This window comes from Chryseobacterium sp. JAH, assembly GCF_001507335.1.
GTDB lineage: Bacteria > Bacteroidota > Bacteroidia > Flavobacteriales > Weeksellaceae > Chryseobacterium.
Genome location: NZ_LMAH01000001.1, coordinates 726,795 through 751,301, shown reverse-complemented (window position 1 = coordinate 751,301; position 24,507 = coordinate 726,795). Strand labels below are relative to the sequence as shown.

At 33.9% G+C, this 24,507-nt stretch carries 22 protein-coding genes and 1 tRNA gene; 15 read left to right on the top strand and 8 right to left on the bottom strand.

Translation table 11 applies throughout. The features are described from left to right. Positions 1–30 precede the first annotated feature (30 nt). The 3 genes from AR685_RS03515 (at position 31) to AR685_RS03505 (ending at position 3,186) form a co-directional block, all read left to right on the top strand. Positions 31–645, top strand: coding sequence for a PH domain-containing protein (locus AR685_RS03515; protein WP_047446015.1), 615 nt, complete (start codon positions 31–33; stop codon positions 643–645). Between the two features lie 95 nt (positions 646–740). Further along, entirely contained in the window at positions 741–2,315 is a 1,575-nt protein-coding gene (locus tag AR685_RS03510) for a membrane dipeptidase (RefSeq protein ID WP_117584614.1), read from the top strand. 79 nt (positions 2,316–2,394) lie between these two features. Further along, on the top strand, positions 2,395–3,186 hold the full coding sequence (locus AR685_RS03505) for a patatin-like phospholipase family protein (RefSeq protein WP_047446021.1): 792 nt from the start codon (positions 2,395–2,397) through the stop codon (positions 3,184–3,186). Between the two features lie 13 nt (positions 3,187–3,199). Here the strand turns inward: AR685_RS03505 and ade are convergent, their stop codons facing one another. The 5 genes from ade to AR685_RS03480 all read right to left on the bottom strand — a co-directional run bounded on the left by ade (position 3,200) and on the right by AR685_RS03480 (position 7,036). Then, positions 3,200–4,831: an adenine deaminase gene (ade, locus tag AR685_RS03500; protein ID WP_059123722.1), complete on the bottom strand. Its 1,632-nt coding sequence runs from the start codon at positions 4,829–4,831 to the stop codon at positions 3,200–3,202. 67 nt (positions 4,832–4,898) lie between these two features. Then, a complete protein-coding gene (locus AR685_RS03495) occupies positions 4,899–5,351 on the bottom strand; it encodes a hypothetical protein (RefSeq protein ID WP_059123721.1) in 453 nt (150 codons plus the stop codon). A 55-nt stretch (positions 5,352–5,406) separates the two neighbouring features. After that, positions 5,407–6,117: an ABC transporter ATP-binding protein gene (locus AR685_RS03490; protein WP_059123720.1), complete on the bottom strand. Its 711-nt coding sequence runs from the start codon at positions 6,115–6,117 to the stop codon at positions 5,407–5,409. Between the two features lie 85 nt (positions 6,118–6,202). Next, positions 6,203–6,775, bottom strand: a complete 573-nt coding sequence (locus AR685_RS03485; protein ID WP_047446443.1) for a hypothetical protein — start codon at positions 6,773–6,775, stop codon at positions 6,203–6,205. Between the two features lie 187 nt (positions 6,776–6,962). After that, a tRNA-Arg gene (locus tag AR685_RS03480) sits at positions 6,963–7,036 on the bottom strand. A 47-nt stretch (positions 7,037–7,083) separates the two neighbouring features. Between AR685_RS03480 and AR685_RS03475 the strand changes: the two genes are divergently transcribed. The 3 genes from AR685_RS03475 to AR685_RS03465 are packed head-to-tail and all read left to right on the top strand — an operon-like array spanning position 7,084 to position 10,862. Next, a complete protein-coding gene (locus tag AR685_RS03475; RefSeq protein ID WP_047446025.1) occupies positions 7,084–8,130 on the top strand; it encodes an ABC transporter substrate-binding protein in 1,047 nt (348 codons plus the stop codon). Between the two features lie 40 nt (positions 8,131–8,170). Then, complete coding sequence (mtgA, locus tag AR685_RS03470) at positions 8,171–8,815, top strand: monofunctional biosynthetic peptidoglycan transglycosylase (protein WP_047446027.1); 645 nt, start codon at positions 8,171–8,173, stop codon at positions 8,813–8,815. 13 nt (positions 8,816–8,828) lie between these two features. Continuing rightward, entirely contained in the window at positions 8,829–10,862 is a 2,034-nt protein-coding gene (locus tag AR685_RS03465; RefSeq protein WP_059123719.1) for a recombinase, read from the top strand. On the opposite strand, the gene AR685_RS03460 is transcribed toward AR685_RS03465, so the two are convergent. From AR685_RS03460 to AR685_RS03450, 3 genes are all read right to left on the bottom strand, one after another. Next, positions 10,840–11,136 (bottom strand): hypothetical protein, encoded by a 297-nt coding sequence (locus AR685_RS03460; protein WP_047446030.1) that lies wholly within the window; start codon positions 11,134–11,136, stop codon positions 10,840–10,842. The two genes, AR685_RS03465 and AR685_RS03460, sit on opposite strands and share 23 nt — an antisense overlap. Before the next feature lie 81 nt (positions 11,137–11,217). Beyond that, the gene (recF, locus tag AR685_RS03455; protein WP_047446032.1) at positions 11,218–12,297 is read right to left on the bottom strand and encodes a DNA replication/repair protein RecF; all 1,080 of its coding nucleotides are present in this window, start codon (positions 12,295–12,297) and stop codon (positions 11,218–11,220) included. 3 nt (positions 12,298–12,300) lie between these two features. After that, positions 12,301–13,056, bottom strand: a complete 756-nt coding sequence (locus AR685_RS03450) for a hypothetical protein (protein ID WP_047446035.1) — start codon at positions 13,054–13,056, stop codon at positions 12,301–12,303. An 18-nt stretch (positions 13,057–13,074) separates the two neighbouring features. On the opposite strand from AR685_RS03450, the gene AR685_RS03445 reads away from it, so the two are divergent. The 9 genes from AR685_RS03445 to AR685_RS03405 all read left to right on the top strand — a co-directional run bounded on the left by AR685_RS03445 (position 13,075) and on the right by AR685_RS03405 (position 24,505). Continuing rightward, complete coding sequence (locus AR685_RS03445; protein ID WP_059123718.1) at positions 13,075–18,978, top strand: alpha-2-macroglobulin family protein; 5,904 nt, start codon at positions 13,075–13,077, stop codon at positions 18,976–18,978. A gap of 42 nt (positions 18,979–19,020) precedes the next feature. Continuing rightward, positions 19,021–19,512 carry a serine protease inhibitor ecotin gene (gene eco, locus AR685_RS03440; protein ID WP_059123717.1) on the top strand — a complete coding sequence of 164 codons (492 nt, stop codon included), beginning with the start codon at positions 19,021–19,023 and terminating at the stop codon, positions 19,510–19,512. A gap of 165 nt (positions 19,513–19,677) precedes the next feature. Next, the gene (locus AR685_RS03435; RefSeq protein WP_047446040.1) at positions 19,678–20,133 is read left to right on the top strand and encodes a DUF1569 domain-containing protein; all 456 of its coding nucleotides are present in this window, start codon (positions 19,678–19,680) and stop codon (positions 20,131–20,133) included. A 540-nt stretch (positions 20,134–20,673) separates the two neighbouring features. Beyond that, the gene (locus AR685_RS03430; protein WP_059123716.1) at positions 20,674–21,144 is read left to right on the top strand and encodes a hypothetical protein; all 471 of its coding nucleotides are present in this window, start codon (positions 20,674–20,676) and stop codon (positions 21,142–21,144) included. 2 nt (positions 21,145–21,146) lie between these two features. Next, positions 21,147–21,545 (top strand): hypothetical protein, encoded by a 399-nt coding sequence (locus AR685_RS03425; protein ID WP_047446044.1) that lies wholly within the window; start codon positions 21,147–21,149, stop codon positions 21,543–21,545. A 178-nt stretch (positions 21,546–21,723) separates the two neighbouring features. Then, on the top strand, positions 21,724–22,095 hold the full coding sequence (locus tag AR685_RS03420) for a VOC family protein (RefSeq protein WP_059123715.1): 372 nt from the start codon (positions 21,724–21,726) through the stop codon (positions 22,093–22,095). A 71-nt stretch (positions 22,096–22,166) separates the two neighbouring features. Further along, entirely contained in the window at positions 22,167–22,613 is a 447-nt protein-coding gene (locus AR685_RS03415) for a VOC family protein (protein WP_059123714.1), read from the top strand. Positions 22,614–22,805: 192 nt separating this feature from the next. After that, positions 22,806–23,480: a DUF2490 domain-containing protein gene (locus AR685_RS03410; protein WP_059123713.1), complete on the top strand. Its 675-nt coding sequence runs from the start codon at positions 22,806–22,808 to the stop codon at positions 23,478–23,480. 20 nt (positions 23,481–23,500) lie between these two features. Continuing rightward, positions 23,501–24,505 carry a bestrophin family protein gene (locus AR685_RS03405; protein ID WP_059123712.1) on the top strand — a complete coding sequence of 335 codons (1,005 nt, stop codon included), beginning with the start codon at positions 23,501–23,503 and terminating at the stop codon, positions 24,503–24,505. Positions 24,506–24,507 lie beyond the last annotated feature (2 nt).

Genomic DNA, 24,507 nt, shown 5'->3' with positions numbered 1-24,507 from the left:
GACTTAATAAACTACAAATTACAATAAATTATGTTTAAAAAATTAGCCGCAGAGGCTTTAGGACTTGGAGATATTGGAAAAATCATCCCTTCTCAGGATTATGACAAAGTAGATTCTGACGATTATATTTTATCGGAAGATAATGAGAAAATTTTCTTTTTGATTAAATCTAAAAGAGACGAATACTGTTTTACCAACAGAGCTTTAATTCACATTGACGGAGCAAGTGCTTTGGACAGAAAAAGAGTTTTGAAAAGATATGAGTATTATCAGTTCCCTTTTTCAAATATCGCATTGCAGACTGCTGGAACAATAGATTTAGATGTTGAGATCTCATTCAATGTTGGAAATGTACCTTTGTTAATCAGTGTCGCAAAAGGTCAGGTTGATCAGTTGAAAGATTTGTATAAAGCACTTTTGGCGATAGAGCAAGTGGTGCATCATAATCATTCTTTGTTGAATTTTTCCAATGACAGTTTGATGAAAGCGGTAACTACCGTAGCTTCAGGTAAACAGGAAAATGTTTCTAAAAGTCAGGAACTACGTGCAATCAACGAATATATTTTCGCTTGGAATACCACTAGTTTTGATAAATATAATCAAAGAGATTTTTCAAAAGTTTTTGAGAAGTATATTAATAATTAGAATTTTAATCCTAAAATATAAAGTAAACCACAGATTTTTGTCTGTGGTTTTTTTGTGAAAAAGTTCTACCTTAGAGTACACCAAAAAGCCTGATCATGAAATATTTTGACTTTCACTGTCACCCTGTGTTGAAACAGCTTTTCAACGACGATCCGAATATTGATTCTTTCATATCTAAAAAAGATGTGGCAGCAATCCCGAGGTCATGTTCTGATCTTCCGAATATTATTGAAACCCAAACGCACCAGTCACAGCTTGCCGAGTTTAATGATGAGGTGATTGTAGGAGCGGTTTTATACAGCGTAGAACGTTATGTCGCACAAACAGTCATTCCGCTTCGGAAATATCTGAAAAAAGCCTCGCAGTTTAAACTTTCCGAGCAGCTTCTCCAAGATATTGTTCAGAATAACAATAGACCCTTCTCAGATTTTTTAATGAAAAGAACTTTAAATGAATATATTCAGGCGACTTCATCGTTTAATATTTTGACAAAGGACAGTTTTAAAAGTGCTCTTCCAAAGAATAAAGTGAATGTATTTTTTACCATTGAAGGGTGTCATTCTTTGGTTGACAGTCCGAATTTCTGTGATGCGACAAATAAATATGATCCTAATGATATTCTGAATAATTTAGATAAAGTTGAGGAGAATGTGAAAGTGCTTTCTATTAATATCACGCATCTTCAGCAGTCAAGTTTGTGCAATCAAGCGTTTGGAATGCAGGTCGCCGATTCTACAGTGTTTTTCCCGTCAGGAAATGGTTTTGAAGATGATGGAAGAAAAGTGGTTCAGGGAATTTTTGACCGAAAAATCTGCGTCGATGTCAAACATATGAGCTACAAATCCAGAAAAGATCTCATGAATGAAATTGACTTAGGAAATTTTAATAACGTTCAGCCTTTAGTCTGCACCCATACCGGATTTACTGGACTTTCATTTAAAGATTGGGCGGGTCATATTCAGCTTAAAAAACCGCTATCCGGAGCGTTATATTTAGAAATTACCAAATCGCTACACACGAAAAATAATCCTAAAAGGCCAGGCTGCCCGACGTTCAACGCTTCCACCATTAACCTTTTTGATGAAGAGATTGTCTGGATTGTCAAAAACGTTGGCGTAATCGGAATTTCTCTGGATCGAAGAATCTTGGGCTATGTTGACAAACACGATGACGATCCAATTGGAATTACCGGAATGGAAAGAATTGTCGATAAAGAATATTTTTCTAAATCTGAATGGAATGCATTAGGAATTAAAGATTCTGAAATCGGAAAGTCAATCGATGATGATGACTGTCTTTTTATGACTGAGTTGGAAGAATGCACCGAAACAAGTATTCCGCAGCGTGACGAGTATTTCTATGACCATCTTTTGAATCATATCAAACATTATTTTCAGGTGTGCAAAAACAATGGGATTTCAATAGGTGTTGCTCAAAAACAGATTACCATTGGAACGGATTATGACGGTTTGATTAATCCATTTCTCAACATGCCGACCGTAAAAAGGATGGCTGATATCAAAAGTTACATTAGAATGAACTTCAATTATTTTCTTAAAGATCTTGATGATTCCGAAAAATGGGCAGAAGAACTGAATATCGATACTTTTGTGGAGGATCTTTTCTATAATAATGGATATCATTTTGTAAAATCAAGATTTCAAATGTAATGGAAAAATAAATAGGTTTACATAATTTTTTGCGCAGATTCATTCTATTTTTATGTTTAGATTTTATTAAATTTATTCAATGAATTTTGAAAAAACGGGTTTGGTTTTATCGGGAGGCGGTACTAAAGGTATTGCTCATGCAGGAGTTTTAAAGTTTTTAAGCGAAAAAAATATCGATGTAGACATTCTTTCATGTTGCAGTGCCGGGTCTATTGTTGGCTGTCTCTATGCCATCGGGAAAAAGCCTGAGGAGATTTTAGATTTCTTTCAGTCTATCTATTTTTTTAACTGGAAACATTTCACCTTCAATCAGCCAGGATTGGTTTCCTCCATCATATTTGCCAATTATTTAAAACCTATTTTTCAGGATATGAAAATCGGTGATTTAGATAAAGAAGTTAGAATTGTCGCAACAGAATTGGTTTCCGGAACCGAAAAAGTTTTTGATAAAGATTTCAAAGTCATCGATGCTATGATTGCATCATGTTCAATTCCCGGAATTACAACACCTTATATTTTGGGAGAGGAAATGTACTGTGACGGAGGAGTTCTTAATAATTTTCCGGCAGATATTATCAGAGATGACTGTGATAAACTGATTGGTGTTTTCGTTTCACCACCGCACGATATTAAAATCAGCGATCTGAAAACAATCAAGTCTATCGTTTCCCGTTCGTTCGATCTGTTTTCTTACCGAGTAGAAAAAGTAAAATTTGAATACTGCGACTGGCTGATCTCTTCAAAAGATCTCTCAGCTTTCGGAAATTTTGAAAGAAAAAAAGACCGTCTCGAACAAATCTACAATATCGGGTATGAAGCTGCCAAAAACAGTTTCGTGGAAAGCGATTTTCTTAACAAAATTGAAAATTAACAAAACAATCGTACTATTTCTTCACAAAAACATCCGTAAACTCAAAACTTTTACCGTTAAATAAACCTTTATCGCTCAGTTTCAGTTCAGGAATTACCAAAAGTGCCATGAAAGATAAACTCATGTACGGTGCTCTCAGCTTGCTTCCCAATTCTTTTGCTCTCCGGTCTAGTTTAATGTATAATTCAGCAACTTTCTCAGCGGGAAGGTCTGTCATAATACCTGTAATCGGTAATTCTAATACTAATTCTTCATTTGCTGTGGCTAAAGAGATTCCTCCTTTGGCTTTGATGATGGTGTTCACTGCTTTGCAGATATCTTCATCATTCGTTCCTACAACGACGATATTGTGGCAGTCGTGGGCCACACAAGATGCGATAGCTCCATCTTTTAAACCTATATTTTTAATAAAAGCGGTGGCTATAGGAGCGTCATGATATCTGTTCACCACTGCGATTTTTAGAATATCTTCGTCTGTATTTGACTCAGCAAAACCATTTTTTACTAAAGATTTTGTCTGAAGTTCGTGAGTGATCAACTGTCCGTCGAGAACCTCTATCACACGAATCAATTCATCTTCACTTTTAATTTTAAAATCTGAAGATTGTTTTAAGCTGCAGTTAAAATTATTGACAATCGGTGCTTCAACCGACTGAATAAATGACTGTCCGCTTTCTGCAACCAGTTTTCCATTGATATAGGTTTTTAAAATATTAAAATCATATAAACTATCAACTTCAATAAAATCGGCATTGTCTCCAACCTGTAACAAGCCAATCGGTAAATTGTAATGTTGAATTACATTGAGAGATGCCGCACGAAGTACATCATACAAATCATAACCTGCTTTCAAAGCACGTTTTACATGATCGTTGATATGAGATTCAATCAGGTTATCAGGATGTTTGTCGTCGCAGCAAAACATAATCTGCTTCGGAAACTCTTTCAGTAAGGGAATTAACGTGTCAAAATTTTTCGCGGCACTTCCTTCTCTGATCATGATTTTTACTCCATGCTTGAGTTTTTCAAATGCTTCAGTATGACCAAAACATTCGTGATCTGTGGTAATTCCTGCGTCGAAATACGTTTTCATACCTTCGCCCATCAATCCTGGAGCGTGACCGTCAATAGGTTTGTTGTGTTTTTTCGCAAATTCTAATTTTTTTAAAACTTCTTCATCTTTATAAATGACACCCGGAAAATTCATCATTTCAGCTAAGTAGACGATTTCTTTTCGGCTTAACAATTGGTCAATATCATCAGAATCAATAACCGCTCCTGCCGTTTCAAAATTTGTAGCCGGAACACAAGAAGGAGCGCCAAAATAAAAATGAAACGGAACCTGTCGAGCATTTTCAATCATATAATCAACACCGGAAATTCCTAAAACATTGGCAATCTCGTGCGGATCGGAAATAGTTCCTACCGTACCGTGCTTCACAGCGATTCGGGCAAATTCTGAAGGGACAAGCATACTGCTTTCGATATGAACGTGGGCATCGATAAAGCCTGGTAAAATATAGGTATTTAGTTGCTCCTCAATTCTTTTTATCGAAGCAATTTTTGCATTGAGTATCGATATTTCTGCGGGAAAAGTTTCTTTGGCAATAATATCGATTAGATTTGCTTTTACTGTAAATTCCATTCTGAATGATTAAAATAAAAAATTCCTAATCGTGAAATTAGGAATTATTATTTGATTTTGTTTTAAATTAATTTTTGACCACCTGCGCATCCTGTCTCACAATCGTTTCACCATTGCTGTCGATGACCACCAATGTATAAGGTGCTTTTTTCGTCGAGTTTGTTAAATAATTTCTCCAAACCTGATAAAGGGTTCCATTGTTATTAAATTCAAAATAATAGTTTCCGCCAGATCCATCAGGAATCACATCTCCGTCAGAGATAATCATGCTTGGTTTGGCAGATATCTTGGTATTGGCTCCCCAGGATTGATAAAGATAGTTTCCGTTGGGTTGCTTATCAATCTTTATTTTAAACTTTTTAGTTTTAATAATAACAGTCTTCGGAATTCTCTCCTGAAATTTCTTATCTCTGCTGTTGGCAATTTTTTCAGTTGGATTGCTGATTTCCGAATTATCTTTTGTATTGCTAAAAGATAAAAGAGGCACTAGGCATGCGCTCAGGATAATTTTCTTAATCATTGTATTGGTGTTATTTAAGATTATTCACCAAAGAGTTATCAAATTTAAAGCCAATTTAAGAAATTGGTTGTGTCTGCGTATAATTAGCAAAAGCCTCTTCCAAACTGTTGAATTTTCCTTTAAATTCTTCAATTGCACAGTCCTGAAGAATATTTCCTTTATGAATTAAAATCACTCTTGAACAAAGTGCCTCAACTTCCTGCATAATGTGTGTGGAAAGTAAAACAGTCTTTTCTCTGCCAATTTCTTTCACAACATTTCTGATTTCAAGAATCTGATTGGGATCTAAACCATTTGTTGGCTCATCCAAAATCAACAGATCAGGCTGATGAATAATTGCTTGAGCCAAACCGACTCTCTGTTTGTAGCCTTTCGAAAGCTGACCGATTTTTTTTGATTTTTCAGGAGTAATTCCTACCAACTCGATTACTTCATTCACTCTCTCCTCAGAAATTTTATGAATGTTTGCAACAAACTGCAGGTATTCTTTCACATACATTTCGAGATACAACGGATTGTTCTCCGGCAGGAAACCGATGTTTTTTTTGCTTTCAATTTCGTTTTCAGAAATATTTTTTCCGTTAAAAATAATTTCACCTTCATCAATTTTCAAGGCACCCACAATAGATTTCATCAACGTTGATTTTCCCGCACCGTTGGGACCGAGAAGACCGATGATTTCATTTTTTTCAATTGAAATGTTGATATTGTTGAGTGCAGTTTGTTCAGCAAACTTTTTGGTTAAATTGATTACTTGAAGAGACATAATTTTTGGATAATCTTTTTACAAAAATAAAATAAAAAAACTCATTCGCATGAATGAGTTGAGTATTGTTTAAAAAAAATAAGAATTATTTTCTTGATTTCTTTTTTGGTGTCGCTGTTTTTGTGGGTGTTGCCCCTTCATTGGTATGATTTTGAGTCGTTGCCATGTTAGAAACAGTATTTGTCTGCTGTCTTGGCTTGTTGTACAAAGCTGCTTTCGAAGTTCCTATTCCGAAAATTTTGTCAATCTGCTTTTTATTTAGAAATTGTGATTTCCCAACGTACTTTCTGTTTTTATTGATGAACTGGATAAACTGTACAGTTGGCTGTCCGTAGTTTTTTTCATAATGAAGCTCAATAATGTCATTTGGAAGTTCCAGTGTTACATTTCCAACTGGCTCATCGATGAAACCGTCGGTTACCATTTTATAAAGCCCAGCTACATCTCCATTTACATCCATAAAAGAGAACGATCTGAAAGTATTGAGATTACTAGTGTTAATATCCTGATAGTTAAATGTAAACCTGTTTTCTTTTTTATAAAGACCTACGGAGTTTTCCTTGCCGATTTCCACCAAGGTTTCATTCTTCAGTACTTTAATCTGCGAAAAAGCAGATATGCTGAACATGCAGGCAAATAGTAGAATTATTTTTCTCATGTGATTGTTTTTTCTATTAATGTGATATGGTAGTGCTAAATTAATTATTCTACCATAAACAACAACTTTTTCTCCGACAAAAATAGATTTTTTTTTTAACTCCAATTTTACAATGTTAAGATTGAGGTAATTTTGATTCTATTTTTAAAGATAAAAAAAACCGCTAATTAAAGCGGTTTAAAATTTGTGACCTCGACAGGATTCAAACCTGTAACCTTCTGAGCCGTAATCAGATGCGCTATTCAGTTGCGCCACGAGGCCTTTTTTAAAGGTTTGCAAATATAAGACTTTTTTGCTTTCTTTGAAAGATGAAAGTCAAATTTTTAGTATTTATTGCATTTTTATCGCTAATCGGCTGTAAACAAGAGCAAAAAAAATCACTCAATAATGTTGTTTCTTTATCTTCAAAAGTCAGCTATAAAGAAGAAGTCGGTAATTTTCATTTTGAGTCAGGAAAATTTAAATATGATTTCAAAGCCGATCAACTTCCTTTAAAGAAAGTTATTTTTCTGAATGCCAGCTTGTTGGGGTTTGTTTCTGAAATTGGGGCAGAAAATGCGGTTGTCGGAGTTGCAAGTCCTGAATATATTTATTCTGAAAAAATTAATAATTTGATAACACAGAGAAAAATTCAGAACATTGGAAACGAGCAAAAATATGATGTTGAAAGAATAATTTCTTTAAAACCCGACGCAATTTTTACAAACTACATCGCAAGTTTTGATAATACCTATCAGCTTTTAAAGAATAACGGTATTCAGGTTGTTTTTTTGGATGAATATCTGGAGCAAAATCCTTTAGAAAAAACTGCTTATATCAAGTTATTCGGAAAGCTTTTAGGAAAGCAGGAAATTGCAGAAAAGAGATATTTAGAGATTGAGAAAGATTATCAGGACTTAAAAAAAATAGCTTTTCAATCAAAGTCAAAACCCAAAGTTTTGGCGAACGAAATGTATGGTGATATTTGGTATATGCCAGGCGGAAAAACGTTTACTGCAAATTATATTGCCGATGCCAATGCAGATTATATCCTGAAAAATAATACTGATGAAAAAGCAGTTACCATGAGTTTTGAAGAAGTGTACTCAAAGTCAAAACAAACTCAATACTGGGTCAACGTTGGAAACCATCTTTCTAAAAAAGAACTGTTGAATATCAATCCTTATTACGATAAGCTTGACGTTTTTCACAAAGGAAAAATTTATGGTGTCACAGCAAAAGAAAAGAAGAAATCAAATGATTTTTTTGAAAGCGGAGTGGTGCGAGCAGATCTTATCCTAAAAGATTATATAAAGATCCTTCACCCAGACCTTTTGCCTAATTATCAGCTGACCTACATGAAAGAATTACAATAGATCGAAGGAATTTTTTATTTTTGCACTAGTTTTTTAGCATATGTGGAAGAAAATAAAGCAAATCATTTTTATCGTTCTTGTTCTGAACGTAGTATTCATCATCTGGGGAAGATTTTTTAATCCACCCATCACCATTACACAGATCGGTGGACTTTTCGAGTATGGAAAGCTGAACCGTGATTATATTTCCTACGACGAAATGGGAAATAATGTGAAGAAAGCGGTGATTGCATCCGAAGACCAAAAGTTTTTTAATCATAACGGATTTGATTATACGGCAATCGAAAAAGCGATGAAGAACAACGAAAAGGGCAAAAAACTCAGAGGTGGAAGTACCATTTCTCAGCAGACGGCAAAAAATGTTTTTCTTTGGCAGGGAAGGAGCTGGATTAGAAAAGGACTGGAAGCGATGTATACTTTCATTATCGAAAAAGTTTGGTCTAAAGACATCATTCTAGAAAGATATCTGAATTCTATTGAGATGGGGCAGGGAGTTTTCGGTGTAGAGGCAGCCTCACAATATTATTTTGGAAAGTCATCAAAAGATCTCAATACCTCAGAAGCAGCATGGATTGCGACGGTTTTACCGAATCCCAAAAAATATGATCCTAAAAATCCTTCAGCCTATCTAAGAAAGAAACATAACTGGATTATGCGACAAATGAGAAATGTGAGTTTGAAATAGTATCTTTGTACTAATGAAATTTCTCAGTTCAAGTACAAAAGATTTTGAATCTGTTCTTAAAAAATATTTTTCTTTTAAGAATGAAACCCTTTCTCTGGAACCTTTTGCAGAGTTTTTGGAGAGCATCAAGAAAGCCGATTTTACCGACGTTCTGAATTGCTTTAAAGAAAATCCTAACTTAGCTGAAAACTTCAGATATTATGTTCACAGCATCTTTGAAGGCCGACCCTTTAATTTATCTCTTACTGAAGCCAATATCTTATCTGAAAATGCCTTTTTCCCGGAATTAAAAAAAAGAATTCTTAATAAAATTCTGCCACCGGTAGAAAATGAGAAAACAGTTTGGTATTTGGTTGACAATATCAGTTTCAGACCTAAAAAAGATCTAGAGTATCTCCACAATCTTCCTGAAAATGAAATGGATGAATTTTTTCAGATTTTGGGGCTTACAGATTTTATCCAAAAACCTAAAGTTAAGAGGGAGCTTATTTTCTCTATGAATATTCTTTCATGGCGGGTTACAGGGATGGCTTTAGAAGTTGAAGTTGTAAGAATGGCACCAGAATATAGGAATTTTGATAACCCATTTTTAGCTTTACAAAATGAGTTGGAGGCTTTGGCTGAACAATTTAAGACTAATCCTGAGATTCAATTAAACTCAAAGGACAGCAGATACAAGCAGATAAAGATCTATATTGAGCAGTGTTTGGATTTTGTAAATATTGCCTTTAAAAACTCATCCAAATATGGTATTTCAGGGAAAATCAATCAGGCTCTTCTGAAAATTCGCCAGCAGACTCAAAGAATTTACGAGATTGTACAATTGCTTGTAATTGATCAGAACGAAGATGTTATCATTAAATCTAAACAGTTAATGTTTAATGTCTTAAGTTATAAATCTCACAAAAATAACATCTCAGAACTTTTCAATGACAGTACGAGGATGATTTCTCACCTCATTACCAATCATACTGCGGAGACAGGAAGTCATTACATCACCTCAAATCGCAAGCAGTACATGAAGATGTTTTATAAAGCAAGTGGGGGAGGCGTCATTGTAGGAGCGCTATGCGTTCTGAAAATGCTCTACGGTTTTATGCCCGGAAGCGACTTTTTCCATGCGTTTTTATATTCTTTAAATTATGCGATGGGATTTGTGATGATTTATTTGATGGGGTTTACGTTAGCAACAAAACAGCCAGCTATGACGGCTGCGACGATGACCAAGGTTCTTTCTGAACAGGGAAATACCAAAAGAAATAATACAGAATTTGCCGATTTGGTATCGAAATTATTCAGGAGTCAGTTTATTGCTTTTGTTGGGAATGTTTTATTTGCATTTCCCGTTGCTCTAGCAATTATTTACGGATTGGATGTGTTTTTCTCCCAAAATATCGCTGTCGAGAAATCCGAAAAACTTTTGAAAGATTTAGATCCTTTTAATTCTAAAGCGATTCTTCATGCAAGTATAGCCGGTTTTTATCTTTTTATCTCTGGAATTATATCGGGTAATATTGGAAATAACTCAATTTTTTTCCAGATTCCCGACAGAATTGCTAAAAATCAGTCAATTAAAAGAGTTTTCGGTGCTAAGTTTGCCAATAATCTCTCAAAATATTATGCTAAAAACTGGGCAGGCATTGTTTCCAATTTTTGGTTTGGGGTGTTTTTAGGAGCGACTGCTCCTGTAGGTCTGTTTTTCGGATTAGATTTAGATATCCGTCATATTACTTTTGCAGCCGGAAACTTTGCTTTAGGACTTTATGGAGAAGATTTCAATGTAGATTCCTACACTTTCTGGATTGCTTTGCTTACGGTTTTTATTATAGGATTCTTTAACTTTCTGGTAAGTTTCAGCCTTTCTATGTTTCTGGCGTTCAGATCTAGAAAGTTGAATTTTGGAGAGGTAAGTGAGATTTACAGAGAGATTTTCAGATATTTCCTGAAAAATCCACTGAAGTTTTTTATACCCTTGCGGTCACGTTTTGATTATAAAACAAATGACATGATGCAGAAGTCAATGCCTACAAAATTTGAAGATCAGTAAATTTATCTTCACCGAATTTATCCTGAAATTTTTTTAAATAAAAGGTTTTACGCATCTGGAAATCGTTCTTTAAAAGGGGAGATTCTATCCGAATGATAATGGTTTTGTCCTCAATATTGACGCTTTCAATTTCATTAAACAAACTTTCATCCAAATATTCTTCAAGAAAATCTTTAATCTCAAAAGCCAATAATTTATCTTCAAAACCATAAATTCTGGCAAAAGACTTTACCAACTCTGAGGATTGAAATTCGCGTTTTTTATTTCGTTTCATGTTAAGAGAAGGGTTTTAAGAGTTGTAAATGAAATTTGAAATTAAATATTAATTTCATAATTCTTTGAAAATCGGTGTGAGTTAAATTTCAAAAATGATACTCTCTTCATTAATCTTCTTTACCACATTTTCAGTACGTTCCCGATGGGTGTCTGTGATGAAAATCTGTCCGAAATTTTCCTGATTAACCAGTTTTATTAATTGTGCAACACGAGTATCATCCAGTTTGTCAAAAATATCATCCAACAAAAGGATGGGCGTTTTTCCGGTAAGTTCTTTTACCAGACTCATCTGAGCTAACTTTAATGAAATTAAAAATGATTTTTGCTGTCCCTGCGAACCTATTTTTTTAATAAGAACAGCATCCATTTCAAAAAGCAAATCATCTTTGTGAATTCCTTTGGAAGTGTAGGTAAGCATTCTGTCGCGTTCTAAACTTTCATTAAGCAGATTTTCAAAAGAGTCATTCAACAGGTGAGACTCATAAATTACTGAAACCGTCTCTTTCCCACCTGAGATAATCTGATAAAAATTCTGAACAATAGGATTTAATTTGGCGACAAACTCCTGTCTTTTATCAAATATTTTAGTCCCTGATTTTGTAATCGGATCGTCGTAAATTTCCAATGAATCTCTATCCCAGGTTCTGTTTTTTGCAAAATATTTCAGCAAAGCATTTCTCTGCTGAATTGTTTTCTGATACTGAATTAAATCAAAAAGATATCCTGAATCGGTCTGAGAAATCATAGAATCCAAAAACTTTCTTCTACTTTCCCCGGAATCTGAAATTAAATTGGAATCGTACGGAGAAATCATCACACTCGGCAAATAACCAATGTGATCAGCCATTCGGTCGTAGCTTTTATCATTTTTTTTAATTACTTTTTTAGCTTCTTTGGGTTGAGATATTTTGATGATGTCTTCGCTGTCATCATTTTGAATTTCAGCGTCAATTGTAAAGAAATCTTCTTCTTTTTTAATGTTATTGGTATCTGTATTTCCCAAAAAGCTTTTTCCAACAGAAAGATAGTGCAAGGCGTCTAGAATATTGGTTTTTCCGGCACCGTTATTTCCAACAAAACAGTTGATTTGCGGCGAAAACTCAAACTTTTTTTCAGAATGGTTTTTAAAATTGTAAAGGGTGAGTTTCCTGATAATCATTCGTCAAAAATACTCCATTATTATTAAAAATAAAAAAGGAAGTACAGAGCAGGTTTCAACCACAAAAGAAAAATAGAGGTCATCTCTTTTACTTTCAGAGAAATAGATGAGAATAAACGTGATGATTGATGTAAAGAAAAAACTAAAAGCAAACTGAGTTTGGAGATGAAAAACAGATAGAATTGTTGAAATAAAAACAAAGATATAGGCAAGGAATTTTGTGTTTTGAACACCAATTAATTTAGGAAAGGTCTGAACGGTATCGCTTTCCATATCCCGAATATCAAATGGCAGAACAAGTGCGGTCACAAAAAAGAAACTGATTAAAAATATTGACAAATTAAACTCAGGTAAAGTCAGCCAAGAGTTGACCAACGCCCAAACCAAGCCCACATAAAACACCTTCAGTAAGGGGATTTTCCGGATGTATGTTTCCAAAAAAAAACTGTTGTAGAGTAAGCCTAACATAACAATGATACTCCATTTAATCAGACGTATTTCATTATGATTAAAGATAATTAAAGCAGCAGAAACCAATCCTGTGATGATATTTAACAGAAAAATGCTGTAAAAATATTTTGTGTTCTGGTACTTGGTATACAGATATCCGCTAAAATAGGTGATAAAGATCAAAAGGACAGAGGGAAATCGGAATGTGTTTTGCTCAAGCATGAAAAATACTGCGAAAAAAGTTCCCATTAAGGATACGTAAAGTTGGCTGTCTATGACAGTTTTTTTCAGTACTTTTAAGCAATTCATTTAGTAAAAATAACACATATGCAAAGATATTCCAAGATTTTGTTCCTATTCCTTTTGTTGTTGAATTTTTCATTGTTTTTTTCACAAAACTACTACGACCAGCAGTGGAAAAAAGTTCAGGAAAATTCAGCCAAGGGAACTTATAAATCTAATCTGCCCATCATTTTAGACATACAGAACCAAGCCATGAAAGAAAATAATGCGCTGCAATTGATCCGCTCCTTAAAAGCAGAATTTATTATTGTCAATCAGATTTCCGATGATGATAAAAACAATTCAGCTTCCCAATTTTTTGTAAAACTTCAAAATGTGGAAAAAAAATTGAAAGGGGATGATCTCTTGTTTTATAAAGTTGTGCTATCGGGTTTTATGTTTGATTACTACAATGAGCATTCCTGGGAGATTAACGGAAGAACGAACATGAATTCTCAGGATGTTTCGCAAATTGAAACATGGAGCAAGCTTGATTTTAAAAATTATTTAAACAAAAATTTTAAAGAGCTCGATGAACAAAGCCAAGCAATGAAAAAAGTATCTTTTGCAAAATATAAAGATGCTTTTTCTAATACAAATGACATTGCATATTTCCCAACGTTGCTGGATTGGTATACGCTTAAAAAAGTGAGCTTTTTATCTGATAATGGATTGTTTACAAAAAATGAATTAGCCGAAAACAGAAGTACGATCAACACTATTTTTGATGAATTGATTACTCAAAATGAGGGAAATGCCAAGCTGTATTTTATGCATCAGAAGTTATCTGAAAACTGTCAGTTTGGTCGATGTAAAGATAAATTAGAGCAACTTCAGAATTTAGCTAAATCCAATATTGATGGCGATTACAAAGTTCTCGTGATGGAAGAAATCATGGGTGAATTAGTCATTAAAAACAAACAGAAAGAGGCGCTCGCAATTGCAAATCAAGCTAAAACTCAGTTTCCGAAATCTGCTTTTTTAGATAATATCAGAAATAAAGAAAATCAAATTATAAATCCATATTTAGGCATTAAATATGAACAGCAAACTCAACCAAACCTGCCTATTCATCTAGTTGCTGAGTTTAAAAATGTTTCTGAATTTTCTTTGAATATCTATGAAGTGAAAGATGATCTTTTATCTTTTATGCAGTATGCGAGAAATCCTTACAACAATGCTTTTGCAAAGGTCAAAAAAACTTTATTGAAAAAAGAAACTTTTAGTTTGTCTGACCCAAAAGATTATCAGATTCACAAAACTTCACTTGAAGTAAAATCTTTGCCTTCAGGAATTTATGTTGCAGAATATTCTGTTGCTGGGTCTGAAAAAAAAGATTTAGATTTTAACCAGAATTTTCTTTTTTTTGTTACAAATCGTAAGATTATCTATCAATCTAAAAATGACAGAAACCACTCATCGAATGAATTAAAATTAGTGAATGCAGAAAACGGAAAGCCAGTAAACAATGAAAATCTGACTTTCTATGAGTTTATAGAAAATAAAACTTTAAATAACATTGCAGGTAAAACTGATGAAAAAGGAGTTTTTAAATTTCCGGCAACAACAAGTACAGATTACTACAGAACATTTTTAATTCAACAACCGAAAACGAATGACTTTCAGATTATGGAAGTGTATGGCAATCGCGGAAATGTAGAAAATTACAACCCAAACAAGGAAACACGTATAAAAGCTCAGATTTTTACTGACAGAGCCATTTACAGACCAGGTCAAACAGTTTATTTTAAAGTCATCAATACCAAAATAGATAGGGAAATTGAATCAGTAGGATCTAATTTAAAGCAGAAAATCACTTTGAAAGATGCCAACAATCAGCAGGTTTCATTTCAGGATTTCACGACGAATGAATTTGGTTCTTATCACGGTAGTTTTGTTTTGCCTAAAGGAAAACTGAATGGTCAATTTTTTATTCAAACCGACGGCGGGACGAATGGTCATAAGTATTTTCAGGTAGAAGAATATAAACGCCCGAAATTTGAAGTCACTTTTGAACCGGTAAAAGAGGAATATAAATACGGACAAATCATTGAACTGAAAGGAAAAGCAATGATGTTTTCCGGAGTTGCATTAAGCAATACAAACGTTTCTTACGAAATCAAAAAGAAAAACATCCGTTGGAGATATTTCCCATGGTATCCCAACGATAGCGATAATGAGAACTCGATTCTTGGAGATGTGAAAACGAATGAGAAAGGAGAGTTTACCATAAAATTAGACCTTAAAAAAGATGAAAAATTAGAAGGGATTCAGATTGATAATTACCAAATCAACGCTTCGGCAACCGACATTAATGGAGAAACGCAAACTGCAGATACTAATCTGAAAGTTGCCTCAGTTTCTCATTACATCAAAGCAGAAGAAATTAAAAACACTTTTGGCGACGAAAGTGTGAAAGTAAAAGTTGAAACCAAAAATTACAACGAACAAAATCTGAAAAAATCTTATCAGGTGAAATTATCAAAACTGGAAGCTCCAAACAGGATTTTCAGAAGCAATTTTAAACATGAAATTCAGAATTTACCAAAATTCTCGAAAGATGAATTCATTAGCAAATTTCCTCATGATTTGTATGATAAAAATGATGAATTAAGAAACTGGAAAACTTCTTCTGTCATTCTGAATGGAGCACAGCGAAATGACGAATCTCTCGATTTAGGAAAACTGGAAGCCGGAGATTATCAATTGGAATTATATAATATTGAAGGTAAAGACACGATAAAATCTACTCAAAATTTCAGTGTTTGGGATAAAAAATCTTTAAAGCCGAATCAAAAAACTTTCTTAACAGTTTTAGAACTTAAAGATGAATTTGTAAGAGGAGAGAAGGCCAAAGTTTTTGTGTATTCTGCAATTCCAGATGCGTTGGTGAATGTTTTTGTACAAGATGGTGTGGGTAAAACAGTTTCTGAAGTGCATAAATTTAAGAATGGAATTTTAGAATATTCTGTTGATATCCCAAAAGATGAAAATGTGAACAGCTTGAATCTTCAGTTTCAGGTTGTTGTTTTCAATGATGTACAAACGGAAACGGTTGATTTAAAAATAAAAGATACCGAACAACCATTAAAAATAGAAACCACAACTTTTAGAGATAAATTAGAACCCAATTCTAAGGAAAAATGGTCGGTGAAAATCTCAGGAAATGAGAAAGAAAAGATCAATGCTGAGGTTTTAGCCAATATGTACGATATGTCTTTGGACCAGTTTTATGTAAATACTTTTTATTGGGAAAAATTGTATATGCCCTATTCTATTATAACTTCTTATGATATGACAGGAAATTTAGAACAAAAATATTATCAGAAAAAAATGAAATATCTGAATGGGAAATATTTAGATGTTCCGCAGTTTACTTGGTTTGATAGAAATGTAGCGTTCTCATTGCAAGGTAGAGTATCAGGGGTTTCTGTGACAAACAGCGCTGCTCCAGCGCCAATGGTCGCAGCAAAAAATTCAAGTTCTCCACCAATGAGATTAGAAGCTGTGAGAGTGGATGATGATGCTGCAATTAATATTTTGAATTCTGGAAGACAGTTGACAGAAGCTGAAAAAATGCAATATACAGATGGATTTGATCCCAATAAATTATTTGAAGCTGAACTTAGTAAAATCCCAGTCCGTCAAAACCTAAACGAAACCGCTTTCTTCTACCCAGATTTAAAAACAGATGCAGAAGGAAACGTCAACTTCGAATTCACTTCTCCTGAAGCTTTAACAAAATGGAAATTAATGTTCTTGGCTCACACAAAAGACGCAAGAGCGGCGACATTGGAAAAAGAAGTGGTAACGCAGAAAGAATTTTCGGTTACTCCAAACTATCCGAGATTTTTAAGAGAAGGAGATGAATTGAATTTGCAATCAAAATTATCAAATTTAACCAGCAAAAAATTAAACGGTTCGGCAAGTTTACAGATTCTTGATGCATTTACGAATGAAGATATTTCTTCAAAGTTTGGTTTAAATTCAAGCATTCAGAATTTTGATTTAAATGAAAATGGAAACTCAGCGTTAACATGGAAAGTCAAAGTTCCGAATAACGTTTCTTCAGTAATTTTAAAAGTGGTTGCAAAAGCCGGTCAATATTCTGACGGCGAACAAAAAGCAATCGCAATTTTGCCAAACAGAATGCTGGTGACCGATGCGGTTCCGATTTTTGTGAAAGAAGGCGAAACGAAAACTTTTGTTTTAGAAAACCTTAAAAATACCAATTCAACAACAATTTCAAATGTTTCAAATACTCTGGAACTGACAACCAATCCGATTTGGGAAATTATGTTTGCGCTTCCAAGTCTGAAAAATGACCAGAACAATTCTGCCGATGTGATTTTCAATAAATGGTTTGCCGATGTTTTGGCTTCGGAAATTTTCAAAGCCAATCCCAAGCTGAAAACGGTCTTTGAAGAATATCAAAGCAAAGGATTATTAAATTCAAATCTTGAAAAAAATCAGGAATTAAAACAACTTTTATTGGAAGAAACTCCTTGGGTTTTGGAAAGTAAAAACGAAGAAGAACAAATACAGAAACTGGCGTTGTTGTTTGATGCCAACACGATGAAAAATTCAATCAATCAGGATTGGGATGATTTCAAAAAACTGCAAAATCCGGATGGTGGTTTTTCTTGGTATCAGGGTTATCCGAGTTCTTACGGAACGTCGCTGTATATCCTTAAAAATTTAGGGAAAATAAACGTTTGGTTACAAGATAATGTGAAAGACTATCAATCTTCCGAACAGAAAGAACTGTTGACAAAACTGATTGGTTATGTTGATAATGAAATCAATAAATACACTGATGTTAAAAAAGAAAATGTAATCAATAACTGGACTTTAGATTATCTTGACACCCGAAATTATTGGGAAAAACAATATCCGTTAAAAGAAAAAGGAGCAACCTTAAAATCTTTGGTGAAACAAAAAGCCAAAACAACGAAAATTACGGAGTTTACATTCTTTGGACTGCATCGTGCAGCTTTATTGATGAGCGATTATGGCGTAAAAGATGTTTCGGATAAATTATTAAATTACTTAAAAGAAACTTCTGTAGACTCAAAAATGCAAGGCGTTTATTGGAAACAAAATCTTGATGATTGGGGTTGGTTTAGCTCAAAAGTAGTGAATCATGCAGGAGCTTTGGAAGCTTTCAATAAATTAAAACCAAACGATCAGAAATTTATCGAAGACATGAAAATCTGGTTGATCACACAAAAAGAAGTCAATTCTTGGGGAAGTTCAAGAGGAACTTCAGAAGTGATATTTACTATTTTAAATTCAGGAAAATCATGGACGTCTGCAGAAAGTGATAAAGCAACAATCATTTGGGGCGGAAAAGAATTGAAACCGGAAACTAAGGCAACTGGTTATGTGAAATCTGCTTTGAAAACTAATGTTTTAGATAAAAATTTAGCCACAGTTACAGTAACAAAATCCGGTGCGGGAATTGTTCAGGGCGGATTATTCTGGCAGTATTATGAAGATTTAGATAAAATAAAATCTTCTGAAAATTATATTTCTGTCGTAAAAGAACTGTATAAAAAAGTTAAAACGGTAAACGGCGAAGAACTGCAGAAAATTTCATCTCAAACGCCATTAAAAGTTGGCGATAAAGTGACTGTAAGAATGATTGTAAACACAGATCGTGCAATGGAATTTATTCATATCAAAGATATGAGAGCTGCAGGATTCGAGCCTTTGGAGGTGATTTCTGGTTATCAGTGGAAAAATAGTTTAGGCTATTATCAATCGACAAAAGATGCATCTACAAATTTCTATATTCAGTCGATGCCGAAAGGGAAATATGTTTTCGAATATGATTATGTTGCCAATGCATCAGGAAAATTCTCAAACGGAATTACAACCATTCAGAATTATTATGCGCCACAGATGAGTGCCCATACGAAAGGAACTCATGTAGAAATTGTGGAATAGTTTTTGACTGTAAGGAAATTGTAAATTTTAAACGAAACAATTATGAAATTTTTAAAAGCAGTATCTGTAGTATTGATGATGTTTGCAGTAAGTAATGTATGTGCTCAGAAAAAGAAAACCGAGAAGTTTGAAAAGCTTCAGATTGATATGTTTCCAAAAGCTAAAGAAGGATATAAACAAGTTTACATTCAATTGCCCATTGCAAAAAACGAAAATGATCTCAAAGTTGAATTTTTTGTTGGTGCGGAAAAATTACTCGACTGCAATAAACATTTTTTGATAGGGAAAGTCAACACGCAAGATGTACAAGGCTGGGGTTACAGCTATTATGAAGTTGAATCTAATGGAGAAACGGGCGGAACTTTGATGGGTTGTCCGGATCAGAAAAAGACCAAGAAATTTGTGTCTCTGCAGCCTGAGATTGTACGATACAACAGTAAATTGCCATTGGTTTTTTACATACCAAAGGATATGGAAGTGCGTTACAGAATATTGCGTCCCGATGCTGCGATGAAAAAAGCGGTTTCTAAATAATTCATCGATAATTAAAATATTCAGCTCCTTACAGATTTTTGTGAGGAGCTTTTTGTTATAATTTAAAAACAGTAACCATTAAAGAATTCGCAATTGAGAATTAAAAACAATTTTTAAAATCATCTGAAATAATATTATATTTGTTTCTATACAATTTGATAAACTATGGAAAACGTATTTGATGCGAAAGACGCTCAGAATTATATCAATAGAATAAATAATTTAGTGGAAGATACTCACGGTTTGTGGGGGAGAATGACGGTTGATCAGATGCTTGCACATTGCTGCATAACCTATGAAATGGTGTATGAGCCTGAAAAACATAAAAAACCAGGATCTATCGCAAAATTTATTTTAAAAAGATTCGTAAAACCTAAAGTGGTCGGAGAAAAAGCCTATCCTAGAGATTCTCCTACAGCACCTCAGTTTGTCATTACCGGAAGAAGAAGTTTTGATGATGAAAAGAAAAGATTGATTGGTTTTATACAGAAAACGCAGCAGTTGGGAGCTTCAGCTTTTCATGAGAAAGAATCTTTTTCTTTTGGCAAATTGAAATCTGACGAATGGAATAATATGTTTGCCAAGCATCTGAATCATCATTTGGCTCAGTTTGGAGTGTAAAGATTTTGATACAATAAAAATATTTCTATTCTTACTTTTTCCATTTTCACTTTCTATGCACAGTCAAATGATTTTCCTTTAAAAAATGAAGATTTCAGCAAAATAATTCTAAATGAAAAATTGGGTTTTGATGGTGAAATGAATAATGCGAAAATGGATGTCAAATTTGTGACAGTCATAAAAGATTCCAAAAAGCCGGAAAATTATCTTGTAAAAGGAGTTTACACATTGAGTGAGAAGCTTTGACGTGTTCAGGAAAACTCACTTTTAATTATGTATTTAATGTAAAAGATTGATCTGATCTAATGTTAGTTTTCGGTGATTTTCAATTAAACGGAACTCAGCCCGATATTGATGATGGTTTTTTAAAGGTAAGTTTAGAATTCAGACAGCAAAAGAAATGAGTGCCGTCCATAAATTTTGCAATACAACTTTTAAAGGAGTGTATGAAAACAATGACAGTGGTAAAAAGACGGACTTTTGGTTTGCTAATTTTTATCATACCAAAATTTCTAAAGTGATATTTAAATAAAAACTACAATGAAAAAACTTTTGTGCCTTCTCATCCTGACAGCCAATTTTGCTTTTGCACAAATGCCCAATATTGCTAATGTCTGGCTCAATCAGTCTGCACCTTATATCGGAACCATTGGAAACGATAATGAAGTAATCAGGCTAAAAGTGGAAATTTCTGAACAAAACAAAAAAAATGACCAGGAATATTTTGTTTCGGGATATTCTGTGGTTGACAATAATACAACGAAGTACGAAGGTAAATTAACCATTACGAAATACAAAGACGGGAAGAAGAAAGGAGTCGTGTACGGTGATTACGAATTGGCTGAAGAGAATAAAGGAAAACATTCAGGAGTTTTTAAAGGAAAATTTATCTACACTTTTAAGTGGAATAAAAAAACTGAAAAAGTAGAAAATCCTTACATAGAATGGATCGGAAACTGGAAAAGCTACGACGGTACTTTAGATTTTAAAACTAATTTAAAAAACCAATAATCATGTTAAGAATTATTTTGGGAGTTATTGCCGGAATTATTGCCGGTTCTATTTGCGTTTGGGGAGTAGAAACACTTAATCATATCTTGCATCCGTATCCGGCTGGGATGAAGGCGAATGATATGGAAGCTTTCAAATCGTATATTGAAAATTTACCTTTCTTGGGCAAATTTATGGTTATTATGGGATATGCTTTGGGTGCTTTATTTTCCGGTTTTATTTCTACAAAAATTGCAAAAAACGGAAAACCTACTGCCGCAATTATTTGCGGACTTATTTTTCTTTCTTTCACAATTTACAATATGATCGTTTTACCAACTCCAATCTGGTTCTGGGTTTTAGGAATCTTGGTTTGGGGATTGGTTTTAGCTGGATATAAATTGGCTTTAAGCAAAAAATAGGTTTTACCGTAAGTGAGACAAAATGTTTTCAATCATTCCGTTTAAAGGATACAAGTGACAACCCTTTGTTCTTTAATAAGTGAAGCGCCTATGCGAATTTAAAAATAGTTAGTTAAAAAAAACTTTCCGAGCTTTGCGTTTAAATTAATTCAACATACAACGAAGAAAACATCAAAATATGAAATTAGGAGCATTTTCCATCAGCTTAAGCGTTAAAGATTTAGAAAAGTCAAAGGTTTTCTATGAGAATTTAGGCTTCAGCACAATGGGTGGAAATACGGAAAGTAATTATCTGATCATGAAAAACGGAACTACTTTAATTGGGCTTTTTCAGGCAATGTTCGATGGGAATATGCTGACTTTCAACCCCGGTTGGGATGAGAATGCTAATAATATTGAAGTCTTTGATGATGTGCGCGATATTCAGAAACATTTAAAAGAAAATCAGGTGATACTGGAAAGAGAAGCCGACGAAGCCACTTCCGGACCTGAACATATTTTCCTCAAAGATCCTGACGGAAATATGATTCTGATTGATCAACATAGATAATAAGTAGCACGTATTGACTAATAACTTTAGCATCCAACATCTAGCATTTAACATTTACACATACTAAAATCATGGCAACAGTAAACATTTATTTGACATTCAACGGAGACTGCAGACAGGCTTTCGAATTTTACAGATCAGTCTTTGGCGGTGAATTTCCATACATCGGAACTTTTGGCGAAATGCCTCCACAGGAAGGAAAAGATTTGCCTGAAGAAGAAAAAGACAAAATTATGCATGTTACGCTTCCGATTTCTAAAGAAACAGTGTTAATGGGAAGTGATACCGGCGGAGAGTGGTCTTCTAATCTGAAAGTAGGAAACAATTTTTCGGTTTCAATCAATGCAGATTCTAAAGAAGAAGCCGATAAATTATTCAACGGATTGTCTCTGGACGGAGAAGTTACAATGCCTCTTGCAGATACATTCTGGGGTGCTTATTTCGGAATGTTTACCGACAAGTTCGGAATCAACTGGATGGTCAATTATGATGATCCGGCTAAAATGCAACATTCTTAATTTTTTACATTTTTATAAATTATCGTTAATAATAACCGACAGATTAATCTGTCGGTTATTATTTTATAATTGTGTATACAAATGAAATTTACGATGAAAGACAAATTAGAGTTCTGATTATTTATTTGTTATTATTGATTTAAAGTATTAATTTTGTTATTTGTGATAGATAATACTAATAAACAATAAAATATGAAGATTTTCGGAACGTTGGTTTTTTTGCTTCTTATCAGTTTTTCTGTACCTTTTAGTGCTCAAAACAGTGATTTGGGTGCATGGTATATGTATTTTGGAAACAACAAAATCAGTAAAAAACTTAATTTTCATAATGAAATTCAATACCGTAATTTTGACGGAATCGGAGATTTGGAACAACTCTTAATACGTACCGGAATTGGTTATGATCTTACAGAAAACAACAATAATATTTTGTTAGGATATGGTTTTATCTTGAGTCAGCCTTACGTGAATGGAGAAAAAACTGAAAATATTGAACATCGTATTTTCCAGCAATTTATTACAAAACAAAAATTCGGTCGTTTTAATATTCAGCATCGTTACCGTTTGGAAGAGCGTTTTTTAGAGGATGATTTCAGGATGAGGTTTCGTTATTATTTAGGTTTTAATGTTCCTGTTACCAGCAAAGAAATGTTGCCAAAAACTTTGTACATTTCAGCTTACAATGAAATTTTCCTGCATCTCGACAGTCCGGTTTTAGACAGAAACAGAGTTTACGGAGCTTTAGGTTTTGTCATCAACAAAAATATGAGAATCGAAGCGGGTTACATGAATCAGATTCAGGAAAACAAAAACCGCGGACAGGTACAGATAGGATTTTACAACAATATTCCATTTATCAGAAATTAAGATATTAAAAAACTAAGAAAATGCATTCAGGAAAAAGATTCGGACCGATAGAATTTATCATGTGGACAAGGAGAAGTCTGTACATTTTGTTTATCATGTCGGCAATTCCGACTGTTCTTTATTATTTAGGATTTACTTTTGTTTCGTTTCCGTGGCAGCCGATTGCCATCATGGGAACAGCCGTTGCTTTTATCGTCGGTTTCAAAAATAATGCGAGTTACAGCAGGCTTTGGGAAGCGCGGCAGATTTATGGCGCAATTATCAATGACAGCCGAAGTTTCGGATATATTCTGAGAGATTCTTTATCAGAAAAAAATTCAGATAAAGTAAAGATCATGTTTAAGCGTCATTATGGTTGGCTTACAGCGCTTCGTTTTCAACTTCGTGAATCCAGAAACTGGGAAAACATGAGTACAGCACAATTTAAAGAATATGCTCAGAAATATGAAATTCCTGAAAGACTTTCAACTCTCGAGACCGATTTAAAAGAATACCTTTCTGACGAAGAACTTCACTATGTATTAAGCAAAAAAAACAGAGCAACACAATTGGTTGCTTTGCAGAGTAAAGATCTGTCTGAGGCCTATAATAAGGGTGAGATCAATGATTTTCAATGGTCGCAGATTAATCATCAGCTTGTAAAATTTACAGATAATCAAGGAAAAGCAGAAAGAATTAAAAACTTTCCGTATCCGAGAAACTTCTCTTCGATTACAACGTATCTTTTGCTTTTGTTTATTGTATTCGTTCCGTTCGGATTGATTAAAGAGTTTGATAAAATGGGAGAGGGTACTGTTTTGGCAGATTACACCTTATGGTTTAATATTCCTTTTTCGTTATTAGTGACTTGGTGTTTTCATACTTTAGACAGCGTTGGTGAAGCTTCGGTAAACCCGTTTGAAGGAAGTCCGAATGACGTTCCGATCACTCAAATTAGCCGCACCATTGAAATTGATATGAGAGATATGCTGGATGAAACTGATCTTCCGGCTGCAATTGTTGCTAAAAATAATATTGTACTTTAAAG